Genomic DNA, 22,839 nt, shown 5'->3' with positions numbered 1-22,839 from the left:
GCAGCTGTTAACCATGACTTCATGCTCGGATGAGAGGATTTCGCACCTGTCCTCAACTTTTGAGAGACCCATGGCCTTCGGTTTGTTCAAAAAGCAGGTGGCGGAACCGACTTTGCCTGCCGTCCAGCCCAAGGCTCAAACGGCGGTTCAGCCGGCCGCCGTGGCGGAGGCCGTTTCGGGCGATGGCGAGTCGGCCAAGGCCATTCTCGAACTTCTGGAACTCGAACTCGGCGCGATGATCCGCCAGCTCGAGCGCGCGGCCAATTCGGTCGCCGGCGGCGCCGAGGCGACGGCTGCGACGCTATCCACGATCCGCCAGCGCACCGATGCTCTGACGAGCCGCACCAGCGCTGCACAGGGCACCGCGACGACTTTTTCATACGCCGCAGACAAGTTCACCCAATCGGCGCAAGGGATCGGCTCCCAGGTGCGCGACGCTGGCAAGCTCGCCGACCAGGCCAGTGAGGCCGCCCGCGAAGCCAGCGTCAATGTCGACCGCCTGAGGGAATCGTCGGCCGCGATCGGCAACGTCGTCAACCTGATCGCGCAGATCGCGCGGCAGACCACGCTCTTGGCGCTCAATTCCACCATCGAGGCCGCACGCGCCGGCGAGGCCGGGCGCGGTTTTGCCGTCGTCGCCACCGAAGTGAAGGCGCTCGCGGTGCAGACCCAGAACGCGACCGAGGAAATCACCAAGAAGATCGAGGCGCTGCAGCGGGATGCCGCGGGCTCGGTCGACGCCGTGCATCGCATCACCCAGGCGATCGAGGCGATCCGTCCGGTGTTCGAGAACGTCAACGGCGCGGTTGCCGAGCAGAACGCGACCACTGGCGAGATGGCCGACAATGCGGCCTCCGCCTCAAGCTTCATCGCTTCCGTCGGCGCCAGCGCTACCGAAATCGACAGCGCGACCAAGGAGGCCGAGGTCCATGGCGAAAGCGTCGCCAAGGCCGGACGGGCCGTCACCGCATTTGCGCAGAAGCTCAAGGCGCGTTGCGCGGTGCTGTTGCGGCAAGGAGAAAAGGAAGGCGAGCGCACGGGGCGCCGCGAACAGCAAAAGCTGCCCTGCAGCCTCAAGATCGAAATCCAGACGCCGCGCGGCGTGATTTCGGCACCGGTCTATGAGATTTCGATCGACGGCATCCTGGTCAGCGGCCCGGACGCCGAAAGGCTCGCGCAGGGCCAGAGTTTTGATGCGACGCTGCAGGACATCGGCGCCTGCCGCATTCGCATCGGCGAGCGCTCGAAGGCCGGCACGCAGGCCCGATTCGAGCGGACGAATGCCGCGCTGACCGAGAAGATCGAAGACAAGCTGTGGTCGATCCAGGATGACAACACCGAGGCGGTGACCCGCGCGATGGAAGCCGGCGCGGCGCTGAAGAAGATTTTCGAGAACGCTATCGATAGCGGCGCGATCTCGATGGAAGAGATGTTCGATACCAATTATGTCGAGATAGCCGGCACCAACCCGGTGCAATATCGCACCAGGATCCTGGATTGGGCCGATCGAGCGTTGCCGGCGTTCCAGGAAGCGTTCCTCGCCAAGGATCCGCGGATGGCGTTCTGCGCCATGATCGACACCAACGGCTATTTGCCGGTGCATAACAAAATCTATTCGCACCCGCAGCGGCCGGGCGACGTCGCCTGGAACACCGCCAACAGCCGCAACCGCCGCATCTTCAACGATCCGGCCGGGCTTGCCGCAGGACGCAATCAGCGCGCCTATCTGATCCAGAGCTACGCCCGTGACATGGGCAACGGCAAAATGGTGATGATGCGCGAGATCGACGTGCCGATCCGCGTCAAAGGCCGCCACTGGGGCGGCTTCCGCACGGCCTACCGGCTGTAACCCCACTCACCCTCACCGCGCATGTTGCATCATTGCGTCCGTCGCTTCGCGTGATTGCGCGGATGGCTGCCTGAAAGACCTGCCGCGGAGCGGATGCGCCTATCGCGCTTTCACCCTGAACCTTCCTTGTTCGAACTCGTTATAGGGCAGGCTTGGAACCGCGGCTGACGGGCTCCCTCAGCGCGCCAAATCAAGCAGGCTGGATCATCCCCGCGCAGCATCCTCGCGCACCAGCCAAAGGCAGGCGGAGATCAGCAGGCGGAGGTCAAAATGGCCCGATCTGGCACAGCAAAGCGTGCGGCGCGGACGGTCACCGTGCCGGACAAAATTCCGATCAGGCTGACCGTCAACGGCAACCGTATGGAACTGACGGTCGCCCCGTGGACGACGCTGCTGGACGCGCTACGCGATCACCTCGACCTGACGGGCACCAAGAAGGGCTGCGACCACGGACAATGCGGCGCGTGCACCGTTCTGGTCGACGGGCGGCGGATTAACTCCTGCCTGACGCTGGCGGTGATGCAACAAGGCGCCGAAATCGTCACCATCGAGGGCCTTGCGCGCGACGGTGAGCTGCATCCGCTTCAGCAGGCCTTCATCGATCACGATGCATTTCAGTGCGGCTACTGCACGTCGGGCCAGATCTGCTCCGCCGCCGGGCTGATCGCCGAGGGCAAGGCAAAAACGGCCGACGAGATTCGCGAACTCATGAGCGGCAATATCTGCCGTTGCGGCGCCTATCCGAACATCGTGGCGGCGATCCAGCAGGCGATGGAGCGATCATGACCCCATTCCAGTATGCGCGCGCCAACGACGTCGCCGATGCCATCAAGCAGATTGCCACGGACCCTTCCGCAAAATTCATCGCCGGCGGCACCAATCTGATCGACCTGATCAAATATGACGTCGAGGGACCGAGCCGGCTGGTCGATATTTCGCACCTGCCGCTCAGGAGCGTCGAGCCAACCTCCGCCGGCGGTGTTCTGATCGGCGCGATGGTGCCGAACACCGATCTCGCCTACCATCCCATCATCGAAGAGCGCTATCCACTGCTCTCGCGCGCGATCTTGTCCGGCGCATCGCAGCAATTGCGCAACATGGCCTCGACCGGCGGCAACCTCTTGCAGCGGACGCGCTGCTTCTATTTCTACGACACAGCGACGCCGTGCAACAAGCGCGAGCCGGGCAGCGGCTGCTCGGCGATCGATGGCGTCAACCGCATCAATGCAATCCTCGGCACGAGCGAAGCCTGCATCGCCACGCATCCGTCCGACATGTGCGTAGCGCTCGCAGCGCTTGAAGCTATCGTGCATGTCGTAGGCCCGGCCGGGCCGCGCACCATCGCATTTGCGGATTTCCATCGCCTGCCCGGCAACACGCCGCAGCGCGACACCAATCTGGAGCCCGACGAGATCATCACCGCTATCGAGCTTCCACCGAAGGGTTTTAGCGCGAACTATTCCTACCTCAAGATCCGCGATCGCCTCTCCTATGCGTTCGCCCTGGTATCGGTGGCGGCGGCGCTCGAACTCGACGGCGACACGATCAAGGAGGCGCGCCTGGCGCTCGGGGGCGTGGCGCACAAACCGTGGCGCAATTCGGCGGCCGAAGCGGCGCTGCTCGGACAACACGCCGACGCGACTGCATTTGCGAAAGCCGCGGACTGGCTGCTGCACGGCGCTAAGGGCTATGGGCACAACGATTTCAAAATTGGCTTGGCACGACGCGCCATCGTGCGGACACTCAGTCAAGCCGCGCGAGGCACGCCGCAATCGGTCTCAGACAAGAAAATACGGTGAACGCCATGGCATCCTATATCGGATCAGCGACATCCCGCGTCGACGGCAAGGCCAAGGTTAGCGGCGAAGCCAGATATGCCGGCGATTTCAACGTCCCCGGCCTGGTCCATGGCTATGTCATCGAGTCGACGATACCGAAGGGGCGGATCGTGCGCATCGACACCAGCGGGGCATTGGGCGTTGATGGCGTGATCGACGTGCTCACGCATCAGAACCGGCCGCCAATGGCCGACAAGGATGACGCCTACAAGGACGAAGTCGCGCCGGAGGAAGGCTCGCCCTATCGCCCGCTCTACGACGAAAAGATTCATTTCACCGGACAACCGCTGGCGCTTGTGCTGGCGGAGGATTGGGAGGCAGCGCGCGTTGCCGCCTCGCAGGTCAGGATCGAATTCCAGAAGGAGCCGCACGTCACTGATCTGCACGCGGAGCGCGCCCGCGCCTTTGCGGTCGACAGTCCGGAGAAGTCGCGCGGTGATGCCGGAAAGGCGTTTGCGTCCGCCGCTGTGCGCCATGCGGCAGAATATTTCATTCCGACCGAGCACCACAATCCGATGGAATTGTTTGCCTCGACCGCGATTTGGGAAGACGGTCGGCTCACCGTCTACGATAAGACGCAAGGCGTGCAGAACGTGCAAAAGTATCTTTGCGGCGTGTTCAAGATGAAGCCGGACGAAGTGCGCGTGATGTCGCCCTATATGGGCGGCGGCTTCGGCGCGGGCCTACGCCCGCAATATCAGGTCGTACTGGCGGTGCTGGGAGCGCAGGCACTCAAACGTCCGGTTCGTGTCATGCTGGCGAGAGCGCAGATGTATGCACTCGGCTACCGGCCGGCGAGCATCGAACGGCTTGCACTTGGCGCCAGCAGCGAGGGCACGCTCGAATCAATGCAACATGAAGCCATCGCCGTGACCTCGCGGTTCGAGGAGTTCGCGCGCAACGACACCGGCTGGGGCAATCTGCTTTACAAGAGTCCGAATGCAGAATTCGAGCACAGACTGGTGAAGCTCGATCTGCCGACCTCCTGTGACATGCGGGCGCCGGGCGCTGCGACTGGCGTCTATGCGCTGGAATGCGCGATGGACGAACTCGCCATCGCCCTCAAGACCGATCCGGTGCAACTGCGGCTGCAATGCTATTCCGATCGCCACCAAGGCGAGGACCTTCCCTATACCAGCAAGCAATTGCGTGAGTGCTACCGGCAGGGTGCCGAGGCGTTCGGCTGGAACAAACGCAACGCGGAGCCGCGCTCGATGCGGGACGCCAACGAACTCGTCGGCTGGGGCATGGCGTCCGGCGTATGGGAAGCTTTGCAGATGCCCGCCACGATCCGTATCGTGCTGACGGCGAACGGCCATGCGGAAGTGGCAACCGCAGCCTCCGATATCGGCACAGGCACCTACACGATCATGGCGCAGGTCGCGGCCGACACGCTCGGCCTGCCGATCGACAATATCACCGTCAAGCTCGGCGATTCCACGCTGCCGCAATGTCCGCTCGAAGGCGGCTCGTGGATCGCGGCCTCAGTGTGCAACGCGATTGCCAATACCGCCCGCGCGGTTCGCGGCGACTTACTGAAGCTTGCGGTCCGGATGAAGGATTCGCCGCTGGCAGGCGCCGGCGTGGACGACGTCGCGCTGATCGAGGGCAAGATCGTCAGCAAGCGGGATGCGACCCGTGCGGTCTCGATTGCCAGTGCGATGCAGTCCGGCAAGGCCGAGCGCATCACGCGCGAGGAAGCCAACAAGGTGGACGAAGACAAATCTCACGCACGCAATGTCCATTCCGCGATCTTCGCGGAGGTCAAGATCGACGAAGAACTGGGCGTTATCCGCGTAACCCGCGTGGTCAATGCCGTCGCCGCCGGCCGCGTCCTCAACCCGAAGACCGCCCATAGCCAGGTCATGGGTGGCGTGGTCTGGGGGATCGGCATGGCGCTGCACGAGGAAACGCTGTTCGACCATCGCTTCGGACGCGTCATGAACGCCAATATCGCCGAATACCACGTGCCGGTGAATGCCGACGTGCACGACATCAAGGTGATCTTCGTCGACGAGCCGGACCAGATCGTCAACCCGCTCGGCATCAAGGGCCTCGGCGAAATCGGTATCGTCGGCGTAGCGGCGGCGATCGCTAACGCGGTTTATCATGCGACGGGAAAACGCGTGCGCGACCTGCCGATCACGCTCGACAAGGTGGTCCAGTTCAATTGAATCCCGCGCGGCCTCACGCCCAAAACGCCGGCACGGTCGGCTCGAGCCTGCCGCCGGCGCGCACCGGCGCAACACGCCGCGCAAGGCCGGTCAAATCATCGGTCTCGACCGCGACACCGCTGAGTGTCGCCACCCCTGCGGCCGGTTCGAAACGGGCCGATGGGATACCGGTCGTGAATCGCCGCAGCGGCTCTTCCTTCTGCATCCCGATAATAGAATCATAATCGCCGGTCATGCCGGCGTCTGTCATGTAGGCGGTGCCGCCGGCGAGGATCTGATGATCGGCAGTCGGCACATGGGTGTGCGTGCCGACGACGAGGCTGGCGCGGCCGTCGCAGAAATAGCCGATGCCTTGTTTCTCGCTCGTCGCCTCGCCATGGAAATCGACCACAATCGCATCCGCCGCCTCGCGCAGCGGACAGGCCTCTAGCTCCTGATTGAGCACCGCGAAGGGATCGTCGAATGGCGTCATGAAGACGCGGCCGATCGCGTTGATAACGAGCGCGCGCTTGCCGTTCTTGGTATCGACCAGTGCCGCGCCCCGACCCGGCGTACCCTTTGGGTAGTTCGCAGGCCGGATCAGTTTCGGCGCGCGCTCGATGAACACCAGCGCCTCGCGCTGATCCCAGGCGTGATTGCCGAGCGTGATGGCATCCGCTCCGGCGTCGAGCAGTTCCTGATAGATCACCTCGGTGATGCCGAACCCGCCGGCGGAATTCTCGCCATTGACGACGACGAGGTCGAGCGCCCAGCCCCTGATCATGCCGGGCAGATGTTCCGCGACCGCGGCGCGGCCTGCTCGGCCGACTACGTCACCAACGAAGAGAATACGCAAAGTTCAGCTCCGGAAATCGAACACTTTCTTTTCCGTTAGCACATAATCCAGCGCCACGTCGTGCGGCAGCGCGGGAACGGCTTTTATTTCCTGCACGGAAAAGGCGATGCCGACGGCCGTAATGGCCTTCGCCTTGCGCAAGTGGGCGAGCGTGAAGTCGTAATGCCCAGCGCCATAGCCGATGCGATGGCCGGCGCGATCGAACGCCGCCAGCGGCACCAGCATGATATCGGGCACGAGTTCGGCCGCGGCCGGTGATGGTTCGAGAATGCCGAGCGGCCCCATCATCAGCCTGTCATCAGGCGACCACGCGCGAAACGCGAGCGATTTGCCACGCGACAGCACCGCCGGCAGCGCGAGCCTTGCGCCCTGCTCGGCGAGCTTGCGCATCAAGGGCGCGGGATCGATCTCGCTGCGGATCGGCGAGTATCCGGAGACGACCATGCCGGGCAGAATCGCAAACGGCACGCCTTGCCTTGCCATGGCTTGCGCCGCGGCGGCGCGCTGTTCGTCGCTCAACGCATCGCGCTTGGCCAGCGCGGCGGTGCGGAGGTCGGCTTTCGACAGGGTTGCCGTCATGCAGGGGCTCGTTCCGTCATCATCCGCGCAGGCGGATGATCCAGTATCCAGAGACGCTGGTGCTCAACTGCAGGGCCGCGGCGTACTGGATATCCCGCATGCACGGCGTATGACGAACGTGCGCGGGATGACAAACATGCACGCAACGAAAAAACAAAAGTGCGAGGCCGCGAACGCCGTTGAAGCACTCGATCCCGGAGTTCCCTACGAAAGTAGGTGGGCACCATATGTCCGGATCCACGGACCCGGCCAGGGACAGTTCCCTAAAGGATCGATAAGGCCCCGGGGATATATGGCTCCTGACGCACGACGCAGCCTCGCAGGATGCAATGTAAGCGTTACCGACCGAATCCGCCAGCGCTAACGCTACCAATCACCCGATCGCGACGCCGCTGCCGATGGTGCGGTTGATGACCTGCGTGGTTTTTTCGATGCGGTCGGCGGCGGCGTTGAGCGCGTTGGCCACGGCGACCTGGGTAGCCTTGGCGCGGTCGGCGGCGGCGGTGCGGACATTGCGCAGGGTTTCGAGTTCGCCCTCCAGCGCGCGGATGCGCGCGTTGGCGTCCAGCAGTTCGTCGCACACGGTGAGCGCGGCCATTACGGTGAGGCGCGCGTCGCCGATCTCGCCGAACTTGCCGCGCAACTCTCCGACGCGCGATTCCAGGCTCTCGGCGAGCTTGAGCAGCCGCACCTCCTGCCCTTCCTCGCAGGCCATGCGGTACTGCCGGCCATTGATGGTGACGTTGATGTGACTCATTCACTCTCCCCGGCGTCGGCATCGAGCACCGCACGGATGGTGCCGATTGCGGCATCCAGCTTTTCTGATACCTCGCGGTTGGTGCGCTCCAGCCGCCGCGTCTTCACCAGCGAGCCGTCGAGTTCGTCGGCAAGGCGCGAGCGATCGGCGCCGAGCGCCTGGATCCGGCTCGCCAACTCGTTCTCGTCGCGGTCGGCGTCGCGCCGCCGCTCGGCCGCAGCTTCGAGCGCATCGAGCGCCATCATCAAGCGCCGTGTGGCGGCGTCGATATCGGCATAGACCGGCTCGGCATTGCCGGTCCCGTTGGTGTGACGATCGCTCATGAGAGACAGCGCGCACCCTCGCGTAGGCCCGCCGCACGGCAGCAAAATCCGCGGTTCGGCAAGCGGTTAGAGCCCGAAATTTACGTGGCAAGCGAGCCAAGCGCAACGCCCGCGCGAAGCTATGCACTGCTAAGCAACTTTTCGCATGGCAAGCGCGTTTCCACGCCTTGGACTCCCGGGGATTGAGGTGCTATCCAGCCCGCACTTTCCCTCAAACACGCCCGTATTGCGGCCTTTGCCCGGTACATACCCCTAACCAAGCACCTCATTTCAGGCGGATTTCACATGACGCAGGTCGAACATACCCGTATGGCCAATGCGATTCGCGGGCTTGCCATGGATGCCGTCGAAAAGGCGAAATCCGGCCATCCCGGCTTGCCGATGGGCACCGCCGACATCGCGACCGTGCTGTTCACGCAGTTCCTCAAATTCGATGCGGCGGCTCCGACCTGGCCGGACCGCGACCGCTTTGTGCTCTCGGCCGGACACGGCTCGATGCTGCTCTATGCACTGCTGTACCTCACCGGCAACAAGGACATGACGCTCGATCAGATCCGGAATTTCCGTCAGCTCGGCTCCAAGACGCCGGGACACCCGGAGAACTTCGAGACCAGCGGCGTCGAGACCACGACCGGCCCGCTCGGCCAGGGCATCGCCACCTCGGTCGGCATGGCGTTGGCGGAAAAGATGCTGGCTGCAGAGTTCGGCAAAAAGGTCGTCAGCCACCATACCTACGTGCTCGCTTCCGACGGCGATCTGATGGAAGGCGTGTCGCAGGAAGCGATCGCGATGGCCGGGCACTGGAAGCTGAACAAGCTGATCGTGCTGTATGACAGCAACGGCATCTCGATCGACGGCCCGACCTCACTCGCCGATTCGGTCGACCAGGTGAAGCGCTTCAAGTCCGCGGGCTGGGCGGCGGAATTGATCGACGGTCATGACCCGAAAGCGATTGCCGCCGCGATCACCCGCGCGCAAAAATCCAACAAGCCGTCGCTGATCGCCTGCAAGACCACGATCGGTTACGGCGCGCCGACGCGGGCCGGCACGGCGAAGGTCCATGGTGAGGCGCTCGGCGCCGACGAGCTGAAGGGCGCCAAGGAAAAGCTCGGCATTTCGCTCGATGCCTTCTCGGTGCCTGACGATGTGCTGAAGGCATGGCGTGCCGCCGGCAGCCGCGGCGCTGCCGCGCGCGAGGAATGGGAAAGCGTTTTCGCCGAGCTCGGCCCCCGCAAGCGCGCCGAGTTCGAGCGGCGGATGCGGCACGAGCGGCCAGCCACGCTGTCGAAGGCGCTGCGCGCACACAAGAAGGCGCTGCTCGAATCGCCGCTGAATGTCGCCACGCGGAAATCTTCCGAAGCAGCGATCGAGGCGATTGCGGCTGCGATGCCGATGGAATTTTTGGCGGGCTCCGCCGACCTCACCGGCTCCAACAACAACAAGGCGAAGTCGGCAGTGGCGTTTTCGGCCAAGACGCCGAAGGGCCGCTTCATCCATTACGGCATCCGCGAGCACGGCATGGCCGCGGCGATGAACGGCATCTTCCTGCATGGCGGCTTCGCGCCGAACGGCGCGACCTTCCTGGTGTTCACGGACTACGCCCGACCCGCGATGCGGCTCGCCGCGCTGATGGGCGCAGGCGTCGTCTACGTGATGACCCATGATTCGATCGGGCTTGGCGAGGACGGCCCGACGCATCAGCCGGTCGAGCATCTCGCGGCGCTTCGCGCGATTCCCAACATGCGCGTGTTCCGGCCCTGCGATGCCGTCGAGGTCGCGGAGTGCTGGGAACTGGCGCTCAACCGGGTCGACGGCCCGACGGTGCTGGCGCTGACCCGCCAGAACCTGCCGCAGCTTCGCACCAATGCGCCGAACGATAATCCGTGCGCGCATGGCGCCTATGAGCTGGTCGCGGCGCAGGGCGATGCAAAAGTGTCGCTGTTCGCCTCGGGCTCTGAGGTCGAGATCGCGGTGGCTGCCCAAAAGCAACTGACGGAGCGTGGCATCCGGTCGCGGGTGGTCTCGGTGCCCTCGCTCGAGCTCCTGCTGGCACAACCGGCGGACCGAAAGGCAGCCATTATTGGCAATGCGCCGGTCAAGATCGCCGTTGAAGCGGCGGTACGCTGGGGTTGGGACGCCGTGATCGGACAGGATGGTGAATTCATCGGCATGCACGGTTTCGGTGCAAGCGCCCCCGCCAAGGACCTTTTCAAGCACTTCGGAATTACCGCCGAGGCCGTCGTTAACGCTGCCGTGAAGCGCTTGGGCTGACGGTTGAGCTCTCGGGGAAAAAGGACTACCTAGACCCCATCTTGACCGTTCCCGCCCGGCCGAACCGGGCGTTCCGCCGTAAGCACCTCCGTGGAACGTCTCCGCGGGGCTGGCAGCGGCTATCAGAGGAGAAACCAGCATGGCAGTCCGCGTCGCGATCAACGGATTTGGCCGCATTGGCCGCAACGTGTTGCGGGCGATTGCGGAATCCGGCCGCAAGGATATCGAAGTGGTCGGCATCAACGATCTCGGCCCGGTCGAGACCAACGCCCACCTGCTGCGCTTCGATTCCGTGCATGGCCGTTTCCCCGGCACCGTGACTATCGACGGCGACTCGATCAGCCTCGGCAATGGTAAGATCAAGGTTTCCGCCGAGCGCGACCCCTCGAAGCTGCCGTGGAAGGCGCTCGGCGTCGACATTGCGCTGGAATGCACCGGCATCTTCACGGCCAAGGACAAGGCCTCCGCGCACCTGACCGCCGGCGCCAAGCGCGTGCTGGTCTCGGCGCCCGCCGACAATGCTGACGCCACCATCGTCTACGGCGTGAACCATGACACCCTGACCAAGGATCATCTGGTCGTCTCCAACGGCTCCTGCACCACGAACTGCCTGGCGCCGCTCGCCAAGGTCTTGAACGACACCGTCGGCATCGAGACCGGCTTCATGACCACGATCCACGCTTACACCGGCGACCAGCCAACGCTCGACACGCTACACAAGGATCTCTATCGCGGCCGTGCGGCGGCGATGTCGATGATTCCGACCTCGACCGGTGCGGCGAAGGCAATCGGCCTGGTGCTGCCGGAGCTGAAGGGCAAGCTTGACGGCGTCGCGATCCGCGTGCCGACGCCGAACGTTTCGGTGGTCGACCTCAAGATCGTTGCCAAGCGCGCCACCGACGTCAAGGAAATCAACGCGGCGATGAAGCGTGCCTCCGAGCAGCAGCTCAAGGGCATCCTCGGCTACACCACCGCGCCGAATGTCTCGATCGACTTCAACCACGATCCCCACTCGTCGACGTTCCACGAGGACCAGACCAAGGTGCAAAACGGCACGCTGGTGCGGGTGATGTCCTGGTACGACAATGAATGGGGTTTCTCCAACCGCATGGCGGACACCGCCGTGGCGATGGGGAAGTTGCTGCAAGTTTGAGTCTCGTGTCCCGGACGCGACGCGGCACGAAGTGACGCGACGCAGAGCCGGGACCCATTCCAGCGTAGGTCCCTTCGGGATCATTCCAGCGTAGGTCCCGGTTCTGCACAGCGGCACTTCGCGCCGCAGTGCGTCCGGGACAAGAGAAGCGCCCATGCCAAAGACATTCCGAACCCTCGATGACGTCGATGTGAAGGGCAAGCGCGTGCTGCTGCGCGTCGACCTTAACGTGCCCATGGAGAACGGCCGCGTCACCGACGCGACAAGGCTCGAGCGTGTCGCACCGACCATTACCGAGATCGCGGACAAGGGCGGCAAGGTCATCCTGCTTGCCCATTTCGGCCGCCCGAAGGGGCGCGATGCCAAGGATTCGCTGAAGCCCGTCGCGGCGGCGCTCGGCCACGTCATCAAGAAGCCGGTTGCATTTGCCGACGACTGCATCGGCGAGGCTGCCGCCAAGGCCGTCGCTGCGATGAAGGACGGCGGTATCCTCTGCCTCGAAAACACCCGTTTCCACAAAGAGGAAGAGAAAAACGATCCTGCCTTCGTAGCCGAACTGGCAAAGCTCGGCGACATCTGGGTCAACGACGCCTTTTCGGCTGCGCACCGTGCACACGCTACGACCGAAGGTCTTGGCCACAAGCTGCCCGCCTATGCCGGCCGCACCATGCAGGCCGAACTCGACGCGCTTGGCAAGGCGCTGGAAGCGCCGACAAAGCCGGTTATCGCGATCATTGGCGGCGCAAAAGTCTCCACCAAGATCAATCTGCTCCAAAACCTGGTGACGAAAGTCGATGCGCTGGTGATCGGCGGCGGCATGGCCAACACCTTCCTGCACGCGCAGGGCGTCGGCGTCGGCAAGTCGCTGGCGGAAAAAGACCTCGCCGCGACCGCGCTGCGCATCCTGGAAAAGGCCAGCGCCGCGAACTGCGCCATCATTCTCCCGGTCGATGCCGTGGTCGCCTATCATTTCGCGGCCAACTCGCCCTCGCACGCTTATGGGCTCGATGCGATCCCGGCCGACGGCATGATCCTCGACGTCGGCCCGCAATCGATCGTGCGGATTCACGCCGCGATCGACGACGCCGCGACGCTGGTCTGGAACGGCCCGCTCGGCGCGTTCGAAATGACGCCGTTCGACCGCGGCACCGTCGTTGCGGCCAAGCACGCAGCGGCGCGCACCAAGGCGAAGAAGCTGATCTCGGTTGCCGGCGGCGGCGACACGGTCGCGGCGCTGAACCAGGCCGGGGTGGCCGACGATTTTACCTATGTTTCGACGGCCGGCGGCGCGTTTCTCGAATGGATGGAAGGCAAACCGCTGCCCGGTGTCGAAGTTCTCAAACTGCGTTAGACCAGGACTTGAAGGAGCGCCAAAGGCGCGGCAAATACAGGAGAATTTGAATGGCTCGCATTACCTTGCGTCAACTGCTCGATCATGCGGCAGAGCACGATTACGGGGTGCCGGCGTTCAACATCAACAACATGGAGCAGGCGCTCGCCATCATGGAGGCCGCCTCCGCGGTCGACGCGCCCGTCATCATCCAAGCCTCGCGCGGCGCGCGCTCCTATGCCAACGACGTGATGCTCAAGCACATGATGGACGCCGTCACTGAAATCTATCCGCAGATCCCGGTCTGCGTGCATCTCGATCACGGTAACGAGCCCGCGACCTGCATGACCGCGATCCAGGCCGGCTTCACCTCCGTCATGATGGACGGATCGCTGAAAGCCGACGGCAAGACCCCCGGCGACTGGGACTACAATGTCGGCGTGACCAAGACGGTCACCGACATGGCCCATCTCGGCGGCATCTCGGTGGAAGGCGAGCTCGGCGTGCTCGGCTCGCTGGAGACCGGCATGGGCGACAAGGAAGACGGTCACGGCGCCGAAGGCAAGCTCTCGCACGACCAGTTGCTCACCAACCCGGATGAGGCCGTGAAGTTCGTCAAGGAGACCAAGGTCGACGCGCTGGCGATCGCGATGGGCACCTCGCACGGAGCCTACAAGTTCACCCGGAAGCCGGACGGCGACATCCTCGCCATGAACGTGATCGAGGAAATCCATCGCAAGCTGCCGAACACGCATCTCGTGATGCACGGTTCGTCCTCGGTGCCGCAGGACCTGCAGGAAATCATCAATGCCAATGGCGGCAAAATGAAGCCGACCTGGGGCGTGCCGGTTTCGGAGATTCAGCGCGGCATCAAGAACGGCGTGCGCAAGATCAACATCGATACCGACAACCGCATGGCGATGACCGGGCAGATCCGTAAAGTGCTGAAGGACAATCCGGAAGAGTTCGACCCGCGCAAATACCTCAAGCCCGCGATGGAAGCCATGGCCAAGCTGTGCAAGCAGCGGCTGCAGGAATTCAATACCGCAGGGCAGGCCAGCAAGATCAAGAAGGTGCTGACGACGGCCGAAATGGCCAAGCGGTACGGCAAGGGTGAGCTGGACCCGCGGGTTGCCTGAGCCGGCGCCCGCCTCGCAAACACCCCCGGTGCGACGAACGTTTTCTAGGCAATTGCCCGAGAACCGCCTATTTTGGTGCGCAAGGGCATGATGTTTTCGGAGAACGTTCCCATGAATCTTGCTGACCTCAACAAGGTTGCCCTCGCCATGGTCACCCCAGGCAAGGGCATTCTCGCCGCCGACGAATCCTCGGGCACGATCAAGAAGCGTTTTGACGCCATCAAGGTCGAATCCACGGAGGAGAATCGCCGCGACTACCGTGAAATGCTGTTCCGCTCCACCGAGGCGATGAGCAAGTACGTCTCGGGCGTCATCCTCTACGACGAAACCATCTGGCAGAACGCCAAGGACGGCACGCCGCTGGTCAAGCTGATCGAGCAGTCCGGGGCCATCCCCGGCATCAAGGTCGATGAAGGAACGCAAGCGCTGCCGCAGTGTCCGGGCGAACTGGTCACCGTCGGCCTCGACAAGCTCGCCGAGCGGCTGAAAAAATACTACGAGCGCGGCGCGCGCTTCGCGAAGTGGCGTGCAGTGATCGATATCGGCGGCGGCATTCCGACGATGACCGCGATCAACGTCAATGCCCATGCGCTGGCGCGCTACGCCGCGCTGTGCCAGGCGGCGCAGATCGTGCCGATCGTCGAACCGGAAGTGCTGATGGACGGCGATCACGATATCGACCGCTGCTACGATGTTACTCAGCGTGTGCTGAACAAGACATTCCAGGAATTGCGGATCCAGCGCGTCGAGCTTGAGGGCATGGTGCTGAAGCCCAACATGGCCATTTCAGGCAAGAAGTGCCCGAAGCAGGCTTCCGTCGAGGAAGTTGCGGAGAAAACCGTCCGTCTCCTGAAGGCGTGCGTTCCCGCGGCCGTGCCGGGCATCGCCTTCCTCTCCGGCGGACAGTCCGATGAGGAAGCGACCGCGCATCTGAACGCCATGAACCGGATCGGCGGCCTGCCTTGGCGGCTGACCTTCTCCTATGGCCGGGCGCTGCAGGCGGCGCCGCAGAAGGCGTGGTCGGGTAAGGCCGAGAACATCGCCGCAGGCCAGCGCGCGTTCACACACCGTGCGCGGATGAACGCGCTGGCGAGCAAGGGCGAGTGGGAAACCGGCCTGGAAAAGAAGGTCGCCTAGACTTGTCCAACAAACCCGTTCCGCCGCGCCCGGCGCCGCGCCTCTATCTCGCGACGCCGGAGGTGGACGATCCATCGCAGTTCGCAAATCAGCTTCCGGAGCTGTTGGCCGCGGTCGACGTCGCGGCTGTACTGCTGCGGTTGAAGCAGACCGACCAGCGCACCATGATCGCACGCGTGAAAGCACTTGCGCCCGCGATCCAGAACGGCGGCGCGGCGCTGTTGCTCGACGGCCATGTCGAACTGGTGGCGCGGGCCGGCGCCGACGGCGCGCATCTGACCGGCCTCGCCGCGCTGGAAGACGCCTTGCCGTCGCTGAAGCCTGACCGCATCGCCGGCATCGGCGGTCTTGCTACGCGGCACGATTCGATGGCGGCGGGCGAAGCGGGTGCTGACTACGTGCTGTTTGGCGAACCCGATGCCAAGGGCCAGCGGCCATCAACTGAAGCGATCGCCGAACGCCTGCAATGGTGGGATGAACTGTTCGAGCCGCCCTGCATCGGCTTTGCTACGTCGCGCGCGGAGGCTTCCGAATTTGCGGCTGCCGGCGCCGATTTCGTGCTGGTCGGCGATTTCATCTGGGCTGATCCGCGTGGCGCCAAGGCTGCGCTGATCGATGCCGCGCAGGCAATCGCACAAGCGTACGAGGCAGCGTTCGGAAAAGAAAAATCTGGTATCGATAAGTCTGGCACGGACAAGGCCGGGCACGGATAACGCCGGACAATGAAACTCCTGCGTCCCATATCGCTGCTTGCGGGCCTCTTGATGACGGTGGCCGGCGCCTCCGCGCAGATCTCGCTGACGCCGCCCGCCGCGCAACCGCCCGCCAGCCCGCCGCCGGCGAAAAAGGAAGCGCCGCCCAAGCCAAAAGCTCCGCCCGCAGCGAAGCAGCCCGCCGCGCCGCCGAAGCCGGCGGCAGCGCCCAAACCGGCGGCGACACCCACGCCCGCGCCCTCGCCGACAGCCGCCTTCGAGGATCCCAACGTCGATCTCGTCTACGGCGCCTATCAGCGCGGCATGTACAAGACGGCGTTCGATCTCGCGACGACGCGCGCGCAGTATAACGGCGACCCCAAGGCGATGACGATGCTGGGCGAGCTCTACGCCAACGGGCTCGGCATCAAGCGCGACTATGCCAAGGCCGCCGATTGGTACCAGCGTGCAGCCGATGCCGGCGACCGCGAGGGCATGTTCGCACTCGCCATGATGCGGCTGTCCGGCCGCGGCGGGCCGACCAATCGGGAACAGGCCGTCAAGCTCCTGGCCTCCGCGGCCAAGCTCGGCAACCCGAAGGCGGCTTACAATCTGGCGCTGCTCTATCTCGACGGCAACACGCTGCCGCAGGATGTCCGGCGCGCTGCCGAACTGCTGCGCGTCGCAGCCGACGCAGGCAATCCCGAAGCGCAATACGCGTTGGCTACCTTCTACAAGGAAGGCACCGGCGTACCGAAGGACATCGACAAGGCGGTGCGGCTGTTGCAGGCGGCGTCGCTGGCCGACAATGTCGACGCCGAGGTCGAATATGCGATTGCGCTGTTCAACGGCACAGGCACGCCTAAGAACCAGCCGGCCGCGGTCGCGCTCTTGCGCAAGGCCGCCCGGCAAAACAGCCCAGTCGCGCAAAACCGGCTGGCCTGGCTGCTGATCTACGGTGCGGGCACACCCGTGGACAAAATCGAGGGCTTCAAGTGGCATCTCATCGCCAAGACCGCCGGCAAGGGTGACCCTAAGCTGGACGAAATGCTTGCGGAGCTCAGCCCCGAGGATCGCACCAAGGTGCAGGAGGCGGCGCGGAAATGGACCGGTACCGCCGACAAATCACGCCTTGACGGCGGCACATCAGCAGGGCACCCAGTCCCTAAACCCTGACGGCATTGCACCGTTCCCTCTCACACCATAAGCGCTCACATCATGCTGTATTCAGCCATTATCAACGTCATGGTGAAAGCCGCGCGCCGCGCCGGCCGCAGCCTCAAGCGCGACCTCGGCGAGATCGAGCATCTGCAGGTGTCGCTGAAGGGGCCGGCGAACTTCGTCACCAAGGCCGACAAGCGCGCCGAGGAAATGCTGTACGAGGACCTCGCCAAGGCACGTCCCGGCTACGGCTTCATCGGCGAGGAAGGCGGCACGCGCGAAGGCGCCGACAAGACCCACACCTGGATCGTCGATCCCTTGGACGGCACCACCAACTTCCTGCATGGCATTCCGCAATTTGCGATCTCGATCGGCCTCGCCCGCGAGGGCACCATCATTGCCGGCGTGATCTACAATCCGGCCAATGACGAGTTGTACATTGCGGAGCGCGGCAAGGGCGCGTTCCTCAACGACCAGCGGCTGCGCGTCGCCGGCCGCCGCCAACTCAACGAATGCGTGGTCGCCTGTGGCCTGCCGCATATCGGCCGCGGCGACCATGAGCTGGCGAACCGCGAGATGGCCGCGCTGCAGAACAAGGTGGCCGGCTTCCGCCGCTTCGGCGCCGCCTCGCTCGACCTCGCCTTTGTCGCCGCCGGCCGCCTCGACGGCTATTGGGAACGCAACCTGTCGCCGTGGGATATCGCAGCGGGGCAGATCATGGTGCGCGAGGCAGGCGGCATGATCTCAGACATCGGCGGCAATGACGACGCACTGAAGACCGGGGATGTGGTGTGCGGGAATGAGTTCGTGCATGGGGAGCTAGTGAAGATATTGGAGCCGCTTGGCAAGTAGAGCGACGGTTCCAAGCCGCGCGCCGTCATCATCCGGGATCGGCGATGCAGTCGCCCAGAGACGGCGGAACGACACGGAGGAGCCTCGGCGCTCCCAGCCAAAATATTGAAAACAACCCCATGCACAGTAGCCGGCACTCATCGAGTGCCAAAATCGACATTTGACACGTCGGGCAAATCAGCGAGACAAGACCATCATCCCCCGAAGGTAGCGATTGTAACAAGTCGTGCGGGGACATAGGTCGCGGGCAGGTCGCGCCATGGCGCACCTGAACGCAGGACCCAAACGATGCCATCGAGCACGCGGCGGTCATCTACTCGCCGAACGCCGCGCGGCTTGTTCGGCAACATCGCCTTAATGGCGGTCCACTCATGTTCGCTGAATTCGCAGCGCATGATTCGAGGCTCCGGTTTCGAAGCTTGAATGACGTCCGGGGGAGCGCCATCAATCCGCACCGGTCACTAGCGAAGCCGCTAATGCTCTGAATTTACTTCCGCTTTCGGAGGCATAGCCGGCATGACCAGACTTGCCGCTGAGTCGCCCGTGTAGCGATTGACCCGGAACGGACATCGAAAGTGGTCGGGAGCCGCCAAAGAGTTTGAAATTTGGACGGCTGGCGGTCCTGGAACGACGCCGAGACCGTCAAATCCGATGTTCCTAATCGGGTATTAGATCAGTTTCTGCCAACGAAAGCTCATACAGATAGAACGCCTCTACCCAAATTGAGCGCTTTGCAATCTGCTTCGAGCTAAGGCCGGCTGAACGGGTCAGGCGATCCATCAAAGCGAGGTTGCTGTCTGATGAAAGTAGGAGATACATTCTTCCGTTCGGGTGCAACCTCTGAGCGGACTGCTTGAACAGAGGCAAGATATCCCGGTAACCAGGACCAGCATGCCAAGCTCGGTCAGCATCGTCGCGTGGCTCACCCGAGAAAGATGGTGGGCTAGAGATGATGATATCAAACTTGCGCTCCGCCGGTATGGCGGAAAACAGATCGGATTGAAACGCTCTTACTTGCTCAAAACCATTCTTTGCTGCGTTTAAGTTGGCAGCCTTGACCGCCGCCGGATTTATGTCCAAGGCGATGACCGACTTAGCGCCCGCCTTGGCTGCCGATAGTGAGAGTATTCCAGAGCCGGTGCCGATTTCTACGACGTTTTTTCCCTGCAAGTCTAACGATTGCAGAAATCGCGCGAAAAATGCGCTGGTCAGGAAGATCTTCGGATGGAAGACCGATGGCAGCACCGCGAGATCAAATCCTTCGACGTGGGTCGTGGTTGACTGTTTACGGGTAAGAATGAAGCGGTAGGAGAAGAAGTGCACCAGTGTGCGATAAACAGCCCGTGCTGGGCTGAATGAGTCGTCTCGTTCGATGGTCTTCTCACCGACGTTCAAGGGTCACCTGAACTTTCTCCGCCCCTTAGTAAAGGATCAAACCGGATGAATGTTCCTCAATGTTTGCGAAGCACGAATATTGCCTGAGAGCCCCCACGATGAATATGAGTTCGGCTCCGCCACAGGGGGCCGGAATAACAGTCGCATCTTCTGCATGCGCACTGAACTCGTCGGCTTCTGGCATTTTTCAAAAGTGGTGATCCCGATGCGTGATGTCCGCAGTTGGGGGAGGACCGGAAGTGGTCAGCGGTGGGGCAACCGACGCGATTGACCCAGAACGGACATCACGAAACCGCTTACTCGATCACCTCGCCTAGCGCGGAGGAAAAATAGCTGGATGGCATACAAGGGTGCGGACATCATTCCGGAAGGCCCGCAAGCCGCAATCCACGGTACAGGGATTCGGCGACATCTGGTCTCTTGAAAGGGCTATTCATGTCGAACTCGTGGTGCCGGCGCACCTCGGATACGGTGTAGCCTGGCGCATGCTCGAGCAATCGAGCGATGACCTGCCGCGCCTCGTGTGTGCGGCCGAGAAGAGCGAGGCTCGCCGCGCGGTAGCGAAGCGCGCCCGCGACATTGGGGCGCTCGCGAAGGATGCGCGCTGTCCAATCCACGACTTTCTCATGATCGCCGCGCCAAAATAGGCAATCGGGTAGGCCACACTCCCACTCCAGCCCGCGTCCAATGGATTGAGGCGCTCGCATTGCTGCAGATGCTCGACCGCCCTATCGATCTCGCCCCTATACGCGTAGAGATTCCCCCCCACCCGAAACGCTTCGGCATTGTTGCGATTGAGACCTATGGCCTTCTCCACTAAGGCTAAGCCGGTCTCCATGTCGCCCGACACACCGAGGATAAGGGCGGCGATGGCTACGACCTCGGAATCGGCCGGGTCGAGCGCGACCGCCCTTTGAGCCACCTCGTTATCTGCAACTAGAGGGGTGTCTCGATGTCCGAAACCCTGAGCAATGAATATCCAGCAACAGAGCGATAGATTGGCCATGCCTCGTGCGTAGCTCGGATCAATCTGCACCGCCTGTCTAAGCAGGCCGAGCGCCTGCTCGACCTCGGGCCGCCGTCGGGTTCGCGTCAGCGCAACGGCGCGCAAGACCAGATCGTACGCCTTCAGATTGCGCGCAGGCTTGCTTCGGGCGCGCTCGATCTCGGCCTGCTCCACCCGCGGCGCGATGATGCCAACTACGTTTTCGGTCACGCGGTCTTGAAGCTCGAACACGTCTTCGAGCGCGCCATCAAAGCGGTCTGCCCACAAATGTGTGCCGTTAGCTGCGTCTATGAGCTGTCCGGTGATGCGAATGCGATTGCCCACTTTGCGGACGCTACCCTCAAGCACATAGCGCACCCCGAGTTCGCGCCCGACTTGCCGGATGTCTGGCGATTTGCCCTTGTACGCGAAGGTCGAATTTCGCGCGATGACGAAGAGCGACTTGAAACTTGAAAGCCCCGTGATGATATCCTCTACGAGACCATCGACGAAATATTCCTGCTCCGGGTCGCGGCTCATATTCTCAAACGGCAGCACGGCGACGGATGGCTTGTCGGGTAGTGTCAGGAGCACGTCAGTGGCGTGGGGCGGGGCCGCCGTGGCCGGGATACCGTCCATCTGCACTCCAAAGGCGCGCACCGGCCGCTCGATGTTCTTAAGCGACAGCTCTCCTAAGGCCACGAAGGTCGCCTTCAATCGGCCAGCGACGGCATTGTGCACGTCACCCGAAATCACGATGCCACCCGGCTGCGCTTCGGCCTCCAGCCTCGCGGCTACGTTCACGCCGTCACCGTAGAGATCGTCGCCGTCCACAATCAGGTCGCCGAGATGCAGGCCGATCCGGAACACGATGGCATCGTCTTGGGGCTGGTCACGATTGGCCTCGGCCATGACCTGCTGGAACTCGATGGCAGCGCCTAGTGCATCGACGGCGCTGGCAAACTTCACCAGGGCGCCATCGCCTATCAGCTTAACCAAGCGGCCGCCATGGTCGGCCAACACAGGTTCCAGGTGCAGTTTGCGGTGTTCCCGCAGGCGCGCCACGGTACCACTTTCGTCCCGCCCCATCAGGCGGGAATAGCCGACCACGTCGGCTGCAAAGATGGCTGCTAAGCGGCGCTGCTCACGGGTCAATGGAGTATCTCCGCCCCCCCGTTTCCTGATCGTAAAGGGGCTTAGCCGACTGGGCAATGATGCGGCCGGCGTGGAACGGTCATGTCGGCTAATGGGCACTTTCCGGACATGACCGGTCTAGCTGACAATGTCCGCTCACGGGGCTGAAGCGGGCATCGTCAAACATTCGCAGTTTGAGGTTTTGCTTCTGGCCTATCGGCGCACCGCCCTTTGTGTGTACCGAGCGGCATAAAATCAAGCCGAGATTGCGCGATTGAAAATACGTTTAGAGGCCGGGGTAGCGCGGTCCCGCGTGGGGTCACGCCCTTCAAAGAACTTGCGAAACCGATGGGCGGTGGTCAGGCCGTCACTGCCCGCATTACGGCACGGCCGGGTTAGTTACTTGTAGTATCCGACGCCGCAGCCGAGTTCGCCGACCCTGGTTACGAAGCTCACCTTAGGTAGCGGCTTTGCGTCGGCGCCTGGCCTTACAAACATGTAGCTAACTTCGGTGATTTGACCTTCGGGCTTCTGCGCGGCAGCATAGAGTTCCTGACCATATGCATTGCCGGTTGCATCCTTCAGGGTTCTAACGTCCGTGCCAGCTGGAACGGAAGGCGGACTCGCAAGCGCCTTCCCGTCCCCGGTTCGGAAACAGAACGGATAAAGGTCGCGATCTCGAAACCCGCCCTCTCCCTTGAGAAACATCGCCAGGGCCACCGGTTGGTCCGCCTTTAAGACAACGACTGCCTTATCGAGCATTGCCCTGGCCTCCTGGGGCGTGCCGAACTGAGCTTGCTGCGCGAAAGTGGCCGCTGACAAAGTGAGGGCTGCGCCCGATACTGCGCCAATCATGAGTGTACGAGGCATGGACTTCCTCCCTGGTTGGCTCGCGCGGCGTGCAGCACCGCAGTGCAGACACTGGCTGCTGCGACACCCGCGAAACGTAGGTTTGATTTTTACAAGCATTGTTGTAGCTGCCGATCCCACTGCGCTGCCCGTTGCAGCGACCGGATTTCGGTGCGTCCTCGTGTTGAGGGGCAGCTATCGGAGAGCCTCGCAGGCTTGTCCGCGAGTTCATCATATCGGCTTTCGGCACTGCGCGTAAGGCCGAATGGAGTACCGCCCTGAAAGGTACTCTCCATCACCGGCGAGAGATCTAATAGAGATGCTGTTTGCTGCGGTGCATGAGTCGGGTGATGGCACGAAACAGACTCGCCCGCGCATTTCGCCAA

The 22,839-nt window shown here is 63.0% G+C and carries 19 protein-coding genes, 1 other RNA gene and 1 pseudogene; 12 read left to right on the top strand and 9 right to left on the bottom strand.

What is annotated here, in order from left to right; all coding sequences use genetic code 11:
* Nucleotides 1–70 precede the first annotated feature (70 nt).
* From RX328_RS05015 to RX328_RS05000, 4 genes are all read left to right on the top strand, one after another.
* Complete coding sequence (locus RX328_RS05015) at nucleotides 71–1,849, top strand: methyl-accepting chemotaxis protein (RefSeq protein ID WP_213254050.1); 1,779 nt, start codon at nucleotides 71–73, stop codon at nucleotides 1,847–1,849.
* A 270-nt stretch (nucleotides 1,850–2,119) separates the two neighbouring features.
* The gene (locus RX328_RS05010; protein ID WP_213254051.1) at nucleotides 2,120–2,635 is read left to right on the top strand and encodes a (2Fe-2S)-binding protein; all 516 of its coding nucleotides are present in this window, start codon (nucleotides 2,120–2,122) and stop codon (nucleotides 2,633–2,635) included.
* Nucleotides 2,632–3,648, top strand: coding sequence for an FAD binding domain-containing protein (locus RX328_RS05005; protein ID WP_213254052.1), 1,017 nt, complete (start codon nucleotides 2,632–2,634; stop codon nucleotides 3,646–3,648). Before RX328_RS05010 ends, RX328_RS05005 begins: the two co-directional genes overlap by 4 nt.
* Nucleotides 3,649–3,653: 5 nt before the next feature.
* Nucleotides 3,654–5,861, top strand: coding sequence for a xanthine dehydrogenase family protein molybdopterin-binding subunit (locus RX328_RS05000; protein WP_213254053.1), 2,208 nt, complete (start codon nucleotides 3,654–3,656; stop codon nucleotides 5,859–5,861).
* 13 nt (nucleotides 5,862–5,874) lie between these two features.
* Here the strand turns inward: RX328_RS05000 and RX328_RS04995 are convergent, their stop codons facing one another.
* The 5 genes from RX328_RS04995 to RX328_RS04975 form a co-directional block, all read right to left on the bottom strand.
* Nucleotides 5,875–6,696, bottom strand: coding sequence for a TIGR00282 family metallophosphoesterase (locus RX328_RS04995; RefSeq protein ID WP_213254054.1), 822 nt, complete (start codon nucleotides 6,694–6,696; stop codon nucleotides 5,875–5,877).
* A 3-nt stretch (nucleotides 6,697–6,699) separates the two neighbouring features.
* Nucleotides 6,700–7,275 carry a 5-formyltetrahydrofolate cyclo-ligase gene (locus RX328_RS04990; RefSeq protein ID WP_213254055.1) on the bottom strand — a complete coding sequence of 192 codons (576 nt, stop codon included), beginning with the start codon at nucleotides 7,273–7,275 and terminating at the stop codon, nucleotides 6,700–6,702.
* A gap of 160 nt (nucleotides 7,276–7,435) precedes the next feature.
* Nucleotides 7,436–7,596, bottom strand: a non-coding RNA gene (gene ssrS / locus RX328_RS04985) — 6S RNA.
* A 52-nt stretch (nucleotides 7,597–7,648) separates the two neighbouring features.
* On the bottom strand, nucleotides 7,649–8,032 hold the full coding sequence (locus RX328_RS04980) for a cell division protein ZapA (RefSeq protein WP_028349229.1): 384 nt from the start codon (nucleotides 8,030–8,032) through the stop codon (nucleotides 7,649–7,651).
* Nucleotides 8,029–8,355: a DUF4164 domain-containing protein gene (locus RX328_RS04975; RefSeq protein WP_213254056.1), complete on the bottom strand. Its 327-nt coding sequence runs from the start codon at nucleotides 8,353–8,355 to the stop codon at nucleotides 8,029–8,031. The genes RX328_RS04980 and RX328_RS04975 overlap by 4 nt, the downstream gene beginning before the upstream one ends.
* A 285-nt stretch (nucleotides 8,356–8,640) precedes the next feature.
* On the opposite strand from RX328_RS04975, the gene tkt reads away from it, so the two are divergent.
* From tkt to RX328_RS04935, 8 genes are all read left to right on the top strand, one after another.
* A complete protein-coding gene (gene tkt / locus RX328_RS04970) occupies nucleotides 8,641–10,626 on the top strand; it encodes a transketolase (protein WP_213254057.1) in 1,986 nt (661 codons plus the stop codon).
* Nucleotides 10,627–10,765: 139 nt separating this feature from the next.
* Nucleotides 10,766–11,779, top strand: coding sequence for a type I glyceraldehyde-3-phosphate dehydrogenase (gene gap, locus RX328_RS04965; protein ID WP_213254058.1), 1,014 nt, complete (start codon nucleotides 10,766–10,768; stop codon nucleotides 11,777–11,779).
* A gap of 154 nt (nucleotides 11,780–11,933) precedes the next feature.
* Nucleotides 11,934–13,130, top strand: coding sequence for a phosphoglycerate kinase (locus RX328_RS04960; protein ID WP_213254059.1), 1,197 nt, complete (start codon nucleotides 11,934–11,936; stop codon nucleotides 13,128–13,130).
* A 50-nt stretch (nucleotides 13,131–13,180) separates the two neighbouring features.
* Nucleotides 13,181–14,248 carry a class II fructose-bisphosphate aldolase gene (fba, locus tag RX328_RS04955; RefSeq protein WP_213254060.1) on the top strand — a complete coding sequence of 356 codons (1,068 nt, stop codon included), beginning with the start codon at nucleotides 13,181–13,183 and terminating at the stop codon, nucleotides 14,246–14,248.
* A 111-nt stretch (nucleotides 14,249–14,359) separates the two neighbouring features.
* Nucleotides 14,360–15,385: a class I fructose-bisphosphate aldolase gene (locus tag RX328_RS04950; protein WP_213254061.1), complete on the top strand. Its 1,026-nt coding sequence runs from the start codon at nucleotides 14,360–14,362 to the stop codon at nucleotides 15,383–15,385.
* A 2-nt stretch (nucleotides 15,386–15,387) separates the two neighbouring features.
* A complete protein-coding gene (locus tag RX328_RS04945) occupies nucleotides 15,388–16,098 on the top strand; it encodes a thiamine phosphate synthase (RefSeq protein ID WP_213254062.1) in 711 nt (236 codons plus the stop codon).
* A gap of 9 nt (nucleotides 16,099–16,107) precedes the next feature.
* Nucleotides 16,108–17,253: a tetratricopeptide repeat protein gene (locus RX328_RS04940; protein WP_213254063.1), complete on the top strand. Its 1,146-nt coding sequence runs from the start codon at nucleotides 16,108–16,110 to the stop codon at nucleotides 17,251–17,253.
* Nucleotides 17,254–17,295: 42 nt separating this feature from the next.
* On the top strand, nucleotides 17,296–18,090 hold the full coding sequence (locus tag RX328_RS04935; RefSeq protein ID WP_213254064.1) for an inositol monophosphatase family protein: 795 nt from the start codon (nucleotides 17,296–17,298) through the stop codon (nucleotides 18,088–18,090).
* A 201-nt stretch (nucleotides 18,091–18,291) separates the two neighbouring features.
* On the opposite strand, the pseudogene RX328_RS04930 reads toward RX328_RS04935, so the two are convergent.
* The 4 genes and pseudogenes from RX328_RS04930 to RX328_RS04915 form a co-directional block, all read right to left on the bottom strand.
* Nucleotides 18,292–18,485: pseudogene (locus RX328_RS04930) on the bottom strand (transposase); the annotation flags it as partial.
* Nucleotides 18,486–18,747: 262 nt separating this feature from the next.
* Nucleotides 18,748–19,485 carry a 50S ribosomal protein L11 methyltransferase gene (locus tag RX328_RS04925; RefSeq protein ID WP_213254065.1) on the bottom strand — a complete coding sequence of 246 codons (738 nt, stop codon included), beginning with the start codon at nucleotides 19,483–19,485 and terminating at the stop codon, nucleotides 18,748–18,750.
* A 433-nt stretch (nucleotides 19,486–19,918) separates the two neighbouring features.
* On the bottom strand, nucleotides 19,919–21,625 hold the full coding sequence (locus RX328_RS04920) for an adenylate/guanylate cyclase domain-containing protein (RefSeq protein ID WP_213254066.1): 1,707 nt from the start codon (nucleotides 21,623–21,625) through the stop codon (nucleotides 19,919–19,921).
* A 378-nt stretch (nucleotides 21,626–22,003) separates the two neighbouring features.
* Nucleotides 22,004–22,366 carry a cache domain-containing protein gene (locus RX328_RS04915; protein WP_249726911.1) on the bottom strand — a complete coding sequence of 121 codons (363 nt, stop codon included), beginning with the start codon at nucleotides 22,364–22,366 and terminating at the stop codon, nucleotides 22,004–22,006.
* Between the last annotated feature and the right edge of the window lie 473 nt (nucleotides 22,367–22,839).

Origin of the sequence: Bradyrhizobium sp. sBnM-33 (assembly GCF_032917945.1) — a bacterium.
Lineage (GTDB): Bacteria > Pseudomonadota > Alphaproteobacteria > Rhizobiales > Xanthobacteraceae > Bradyrhizobium.
Note: the sequence above shows the minus strand (reverse complement) of the source record. Positions and strands in the feature narration are given on the sequence as shown.

Coding starts and splice junctions, on each gene's coding strand:
- RX328_RS05010 (WP_213254051.1), top strand. CDS start 2,120: ATGGCCCGATCTGGCACAGCAAAGCGTGCGGCGCGGACGGTCACCGTG.
- RX328_RS04960 (WP_213254059.1), top strand. CDS start 11,934: ATGCCAAAGACATTCCGAACCCTCGATGACGTCGATGTGAAGGGCAAG.
- RX328_RS04940 (WP_213254063.1), top strand. CDS start 16,108: ATGAAACTCCTGCGTCCCATATCGCTGCTTGCGGGCCTCTTGATGACG.
- RX328_RS04975 (WP_213254056.1), bottom strand. CDS start 8,355: ATGAGCGATCGTCACACCAACGGGACCGGCAATGCCGAGCCGGTCTAT.
- RX328_RS04950 (WP_213254061.1), top strand. CDS start 14,360: ATGAATCTTGCTGACCTCAACAAGGTTGCCCTCGCCATGGTCACCCCA.
- tkt (WP_213254057.1), top strand. CDS start 8,641: ATGACGCAGGTCGAACATACCCGTATGGCCAATGCGATTCGCGGGCTT.
- RX328_RS04980 (WP_028349229.1), bottom strand. CDS start 8,032: ATGAGTCACATCAACGTCACCATCAATGGCCGGCAGTACCGCATGGCC.
- RX328_RS05015 (WP_213254050.1), top strand. CDS start 71: ATGGCCTTCGGTTTGTTCAAAAAGCAGGTGGCGGAACCGACTTTGCCT.
- RX328_RS05000 (WP_213254053.1), top strand. CDS start 3,654: ATGGCATCCTATATCGGATCAGCGACATCCCGCGTCGACGGCAAGGCC.
- RX328_RS04935 (WP_213254064.1), top strand. CDS start 17,296: ATGCTGTATTCAGCCATTATCAACGTCATGGTGAAAGCCGCGCGCCGC.
- gap (WP_213254058.1), top strand. CDS start 10,766: ATGGCAGTCCGCGTCGCGATCAACGGATTTGGCCGCATTGGCCGCAAC.
- RX328_RS05005 (WP_213254052.1), top strand. CDS start 2,632: ATGACCCCATTCCAGTATGCGCGCGCCAACGACGTCGCCGATGCCATC.
- RX328_RS04990 (WP_213254055.1), bottom strand. CDS start 7,275: ATGACGGCAACCCTGTCGAAAGCCGACCTCCGCACCGCCGCGCTGGCC.
- RX328_RS04915 (WP_249726911.1), bottom strand. CDS start 22,366: ATGCTCGATAAGGCAGTCGTTGTCTTAAAGGCGGACCAACCGGTGGCC.
- fba (WP_213254060.1), top strand. CDS start 13,181: ATGGCTCGCATTACCTTGCGTCAACTGCTCGATCATGCGGCAGAGCAC.